At 61.6% G+C, this 5,031-nt stretch carries 4 protein-coding genes and 1 pseudogene; 2 read left to right on the top strand and 3 right to left on the bottom strand.

Going from position 1 to position 5,031, the window contains the following annotated elements; all coding sequences use genetic code 11:
* Positions 1–271 precede the first annotated feature (271 nt).
* Positions 272–718 (top strand): cytidine deaminase, encoded by a 447-nt coding sequence (locus tag IWX77_RS16680; protein ID WP_196845668.1) that lies wholly within the window; start codon positions 272–274, stop codon positions 716–718.
* Between the two features lie 60 nt (positions 719–778).
* Here IWX77_RS16680 and istB read toward each other — a convergent pair.
* Together istB and istA are read right to left on the bottom strand one after the other, a co-directional pair.
* A pseudogene (istB, locus tag IWX77_RS16675) lies at positions 779–1,588 on the bottom strand (IS21-like element helper ATPase IstB).
* A complete protein-coding gene (gene istA / locus IWX77_RS16670; protein ID WP_196845667.1) occupies positions 1,585–3,261 on the bottom strand; it encodes an IS21 family transposase in 1,677 nt (558 codons plus the stop codon). The pseudogene istB and the gene istA overlap by 4 nt, the downstream one beginning before the upstream one ends.
* 664 nt (positions 3,262–3,925) lie before the next feature.
* On the opposite strand from istA, the gene IWX77_RS16665 reads away from it, so the two are divergent.
* Positions 3,926–4,420, top strand: a complete 495-nt coding sequence (locus IWX77_RS16665; RefSeq protein WP_196845666.1) for a Dps family protein — start codon at positions 3,926–3,928, stop codon at positions 4,418–4,420.
* A 305-nt stretch (positions 4,421–4,725) separates the two neighbouring features.
* Here IWX77_RS16665 and IWX77_RS17565 read toward each other — a convergent pair whose 3' ends face one another.
* Positions 4,726–4,935 (bottom strand): DUF1016 N-terminal domain-containing protein, encoded by a 210-nt coding sequence (locus IWX77_RS17565; RefSeq protein ID WP_196845665.1) that lies wholly within the window; start codon positions 4,933–4,935, stop codon positions 4,726–4,728.
* Positions 4,936–5,031 lie beyond the last annotated feature (96 nt).

Below are 5,031 nucleotides of genomic sequence, written 5' to 3'. Positions count from 1 at the left end.
CCGCCGAGAGATGCTCACGAGTCATGGGCCTTACCCTTTCCACACCCCGATTTGAGCTGTGTCCTCCAGACCTAACAGGCTTGGCGAGTTGTTGCAAGGCCTCCACCCGCATTGGAGGAGAAGAGCCCCCTCGTGTGGCCTGAATCAGGCATGCCTGGACGAACAGAGTGCCACAGGGTGGCACTCTGGTTATGTCAACCTAACTGGGACCCAGGTGGGCAATCTAAGCGGGACCCACCGTCTGTTTTCGGATTTCTGAAAGACTCATCAGATGGAAGCTGACCAAGACCTGTTCGACTGTGCAGTGGATCAAATGCGTCGCCGGTGGCCCGATGCGCCTGAGGCGGTGGCTGCCGCGGTGTATTTGGAGGATGGGTCAGTCCTCACTGGTGTCGCTCTCGACAACTTCAATGCTGCGATGAATCTTTGTGCTGAGACGGGCCCTATCTGCGAGGCGTATGCGGCAGGACAGCGCATTGTCGCGTCGATCTGCGTGAGCCGTGGGCCGGGCGGGGACGGCTTCACAGTCCTGGCCCCGTGTGGGGCATGTCAGGAGAGGCTCGCTCTGTGGGGTCCAGGGGTCGAAGTGGGCGTCAATGACCCTGCCAGCTTGGCCGGGTGGTCGAGTCGGCCCCTGATCGAGCTGAATCCGTATTACTGGGCGTCCGCTTTTGCTGAAGACGGTGTGTGGCCCTCGACTGCGCAGCATGCGGGCTGATCCAGCCTGGTTTTGTAGTGCAAAGTCGGGTGAAATGCGACGTGGGTTCGTGTCTCGTGGTCATTGACCGTCGCGTTGCTGTCGACTGTGGGCGAGGCGGTAGGAGTCGGTCCCTGTTTCGATGATGGTGCCGTTGAACGTCAGCCGGTCCACGATCGCGGCGCAGAGCCTCGGGTCGGTGAACGTCTTCGTCCAGCCCGAAAAGGATTCGTTGGAGGCGATCGCGATGGAGTTGTTTTCTTCCCGCTCGGTGAGGACTTAGAATAGCAGTTCGGCTCCGCGGCGGTCGAGTTCCATGTAGCCGAGTTCGTCAATCATCAGGAGGTCGACGCGGCCGTAGCGGGCGATGGTCCGGGCGAGGTTCTTCTCATCGGCTGCTTCAACGAGTTCGTTGACCAGGCGTGTGGCGAGCGTGTATTTGACCCGGAATCCTTTCTCCGCAGCTGCGGTGCCGAGGGCGATGAGCAGGTGGCTTTTCCCGGTGCCGGAGTCGCCGATGAGGCAGAGGGGTTGCCCGCGGCGCACCCATTCGCCGGTGGCGAGGGTATTGATGGTGGCGGGGTTGATGTTCGGGTTGGCGTCGAAGCTGAAGTCTCCCAGCCACTTGTCCCTCGGAAACCCGGCAGCTTTGACGCGGCGAACCGAGGAGCGGCGGTCGCGGTCATCGCATTCGGCTAGGAGGAGCTCGGCGAGAAATCCTTGATAGGTGAGCTGCTCCTTCTTGGCCGCGGTTGTTGCTTCGTCCACGACGGCGCGGATCGTTGGAAGGCGAAGCCTCCGGCAGGCCTGATCGATGGCCGCGTTGGCGGCTTCCTCAGTCAAACCCCTTCTCCTGCGCAGAACGGTGGTGATGGTCGTCGTAGTCGTCATGACACACTTCCCTTCTTCGCCGCGGGTGCGGCCTCACATTCGGTTCGTTCGGGTAGTCGCAGCAGCTGGTCGTAAGCGGCGACCGAGGGAAGTGGTCGAGTGTCGACTGGGAGACCAGCGATGACGGCGGCCGGGTCAGCGAGGCGACGTTGAGTAAGACTGACCACTCGTCGCTCGGGACCACGACTGTGTTCGACGCGATGACGCTCCAGCAGGGACCCACCCGACGCTTCATGACGTCGCGCTTCGACTGCCACGACATCGGCTGTGACTGCCCCGACGGTGAGCGCTGCCGTGATCCCGGCGATGACGTCCGCGGCGGCCATCGACCGGTGCAGCAAGAGAACGTCGATGAGGGCGCGCGTGCCGCCAGCATCACCGTCGGTCTTTCGAGCGGCAGCCCAGAACGCTTCGTGAGCGGCGGTGAACGCGCCAGAAGCGCGAGCGTTCGCTAACGCGGTTGATCCGGGGAGCGCTCCGGGTTTGTATCGGAGGACCTCGAGGTAATGGTCAAGGTTCACGCTTTGCCCGTGCACGGCAACGACCCGGGGATGCCTCGCAATCTCGGCGCGCCCGTCGAAGATGACCAGCTCAGACGCGCGCAGAGAAACCCGAACGGGGCGGCCGATGAAACGGGCAGGAACCGAGTAGGACGCCATCCGCACCCGCACCAAGCTCGACCGGCTCACCCGCGGCGTCAGAGACAATCCTGGTTCAAACCGTTCGGGCGTGATCGGCGCCAGCAACGGGCGCTCCACGGCGAAGTCCTGACCAACCGTCCTGATCCGGTCACTGATTCTGCGGCGCTCATCGTCGAGATCCCACTGCCGGATTTGGTTGTTGAGGTCGGCAAGAGAATCAACGACGGGCATCGGAGAGAGGTGGGTGCGGCGGAACCGGCCGACTTCGCCCTCGACACCGCCCTTTTCGTGAGCGCCCTCAATTCCCGGATGGCAGTAGAACGCGTCGAACCCGTAGTGGGAACGGAACAGCACCCACCGTTGGTTCTCGGTGCGCTGCCTGCCAGTGCCGTAGATGACTTTCACGACCGCGTCGGTGAGGTTGTCGTAACGGATGTGCCTGGTCGGGATACCACCGATGTCGTCGAACGCGTCGAGGTGCCCTTCAAGGAACGCTTCCTGCGCCTGCGTCGGATAGACCCGGTGGATTGCCTTCCCGGAGTGGGAGAGACGGAAGGTAAACATGTGGCACTTCGTCTTCACCCCGGCCAGGACCACCCAGACTTCCCCGAAGTCAACCTCCGCCTCCGCGCCCGGTGCGTGCTCTTGCGGGATAAAGACCTCGGGTAGCCGGCCGGCTTCCGCGTCGATCTCTGGGCGCCGGCGACGGACATAATTCCGGACCGTTGAATACGAAAGCTCCGTCGCGGCCTGTTCATCTGCGAGGCGAGCGAAGACCCGCCTCGCTGTGTGACGTTGTTTCCGTGGGGCCTCGAGGTCCTGGCGGAGCATCTCGTCGATGACGCACTTGAATACGTCCAACCGGGGCGCCGTCCGCACCCGCGTTTTCCGGGACGGCGGTTCTGCTTGCGCGAGAGCCAACCGCACAGTTGGCCGGCCGACACCATGACGACGGGCCAACTCACGAATTGACAGGCTTTCCACGCGCGCATCACGCCGGATCCGTGAGAACAATTCCACCCGAGACTCCATCCGAACCTCCACCTTGAGCAACCGAAAACACGTTGCGACCACGGTGGAGGTGGGTCCCGCTTAAATTGCCCGTGACACGCCGAAACAGCCGAAGTGGGTCCCGCTTAGATTGCCCTGGTGGGTCCGGCTAACGCTGCCATAGTCAGGCCTCCGAGCTCAGATTCATTCTCAAGCCCGCGACGACCACTGTTTCATGTGACTAAAGCCACGAACTGAGCACTCCGGAACTTCGCCTTGGCAGACCCGGAGCTTCTCATGTGTCCTGCACCTCACCGGGGGCTACCCGTTCCGCAGCACTCGGCACAGGACTGCGGTGAATTTCTCGGACAATGGGGCCTCGTGAAAGGAGGGTCTCCTGAAAGTAGAGATCAGCATGACCGCCACGCCGGAAATTCACCGTCCATGACGAGGCCGTTGAAAGCCCTCACCGACGCTGAGGAACTCACCTGTCGCTGGCTCGACTGGTACAACAATGGGTGGATGCACAGCTCCCTCAGGAACGTGCACCCGAAGAGTCCGACCGCACCTATTACGCTGAAACAAACGGCCCGGTAAAAAACGACGCCGCCAACAGAACGGTGGCATGAAAACCGGGACGATTCAATAGTCGGCACCAGCTGATCATTCGGCCGATCTGATTCCCGCTCGTGATGAAAGGAACTCCATGAAGGCATCCGCACAACTGGGCAGTAACTTGCAGTCGGTCCTGGTTGACATGATCGAGCTGCACAGTCAGGGCAAACAGGCGCACTGGAGCGTGGTGGGCAAAAACTTCCGCGACCTGCACCTGCAGCTCGACGAGATCATCAACGACGCCCGTCGGTTCTCCGACGAGCTGGCTGAACGAATGCGTGCCCTCGACGCCCTGCCTGATGGCCGCTCCGGCACAGTGACAACGACCACGCACCTGCCGACATACCCCGAGGGGGAGGTTGACACGACCGAGACCGTGACTCTCATCACGGTGCTGCTGAACACCACTGTCGACAACATCCGTGCCGTGCATGACGAGGTCGACGAGGAAGACCCGACCAGCGCCGACATCCTGCACGGCTTCATCGAGAAACTCGAGCAGTACGCCTGGATGGTGAGCGCTGAGAACCGCACACCGCGCAAGCCCACCGCCCAGGACTCCACCCGCCCGGTGGGTAACGCCTAGCGAGACGACCAGGCACCTGGTCAGTGAGCTCGAGGAAGTCGGACACGTAGGGGTCTTTTGCTAACTGCGGCGTAAGCTCCCAATCGGCAAGGGCAGCTGCCGCGTGAATTTGGTGGGTGCGGGTCCGATTCGTTCGTGGGTGCGGTTCATAATCTGGCTCATCAGCACGTTACGCGACCAAGTGTGTTCCACTCCGGCCGCGGCATACCAGTCGCGTAGCTCAGGCTGTCCACCTTGACGAGGAGGAGATGGACGTGACCGCACGGCAAATGTTCCACGGCCTGTGGAACATTTGAACATGGTGGTCACGTTTCTGCAAAAGCCCGCATGTACTGCAGGTTGCTACGCAAGAGACCAGTCATTCTTGGGAACTCAAGTCGCAGGTCCGAAGCCAACGCACCGATCACTCCACTTCCCCACCCCTGACTCTCTTGCTCGCTGAGCATCTCATGGCCAACGTGCCAGTACAACTCGATCAATTGGGCATTGACGACCCGTGTCGGCGGCCATGACAAGCTGGGCGTTTTCTAGCGAACGTCGCAACACTCGATCAAATGCGGGCTATTTCTTTGAGCCTATCGAAGTGCCGTCCGGACGGTTCCCAGCTGCGT

Source organism: Cryobacterium sp. CAN_C2, from assembly GCF_015751745.1.
Taxonomy (GTDB): domain Bacteria; phylum Actinomycetota; class Actinomycetes; order Actinomycetales; family Microbacteriaceae; genus Cryobacterium.
Note: the sequence above shows the minus strand (reverse complement) of the source record. Positions and strands in the feature narration are given on the sequence as shown.

Coding starts and splice junctions, on each gene's coding strand:
- IWX77_RS16680 (WP_196845668.1), top strand. CDS start 272: ATGGAAGCTGACCAAGACCTGTTCGACTGTGCAGTGGATCAAATGCGT.
- istA (WP_196845667.1), bottom strand. CDS start 3,261: ATGGAGTCTCGGGTGGAATTGTTCTCACGGATCCGGCGTGATGCGCGC.
- IWX77_RS16665 (WP_196845666.1), top strand. CDS start 3,926: ATGAAGGCATCCGCACAACTGGGCAGTAACTTGCAGTCGGTCCTGGTT.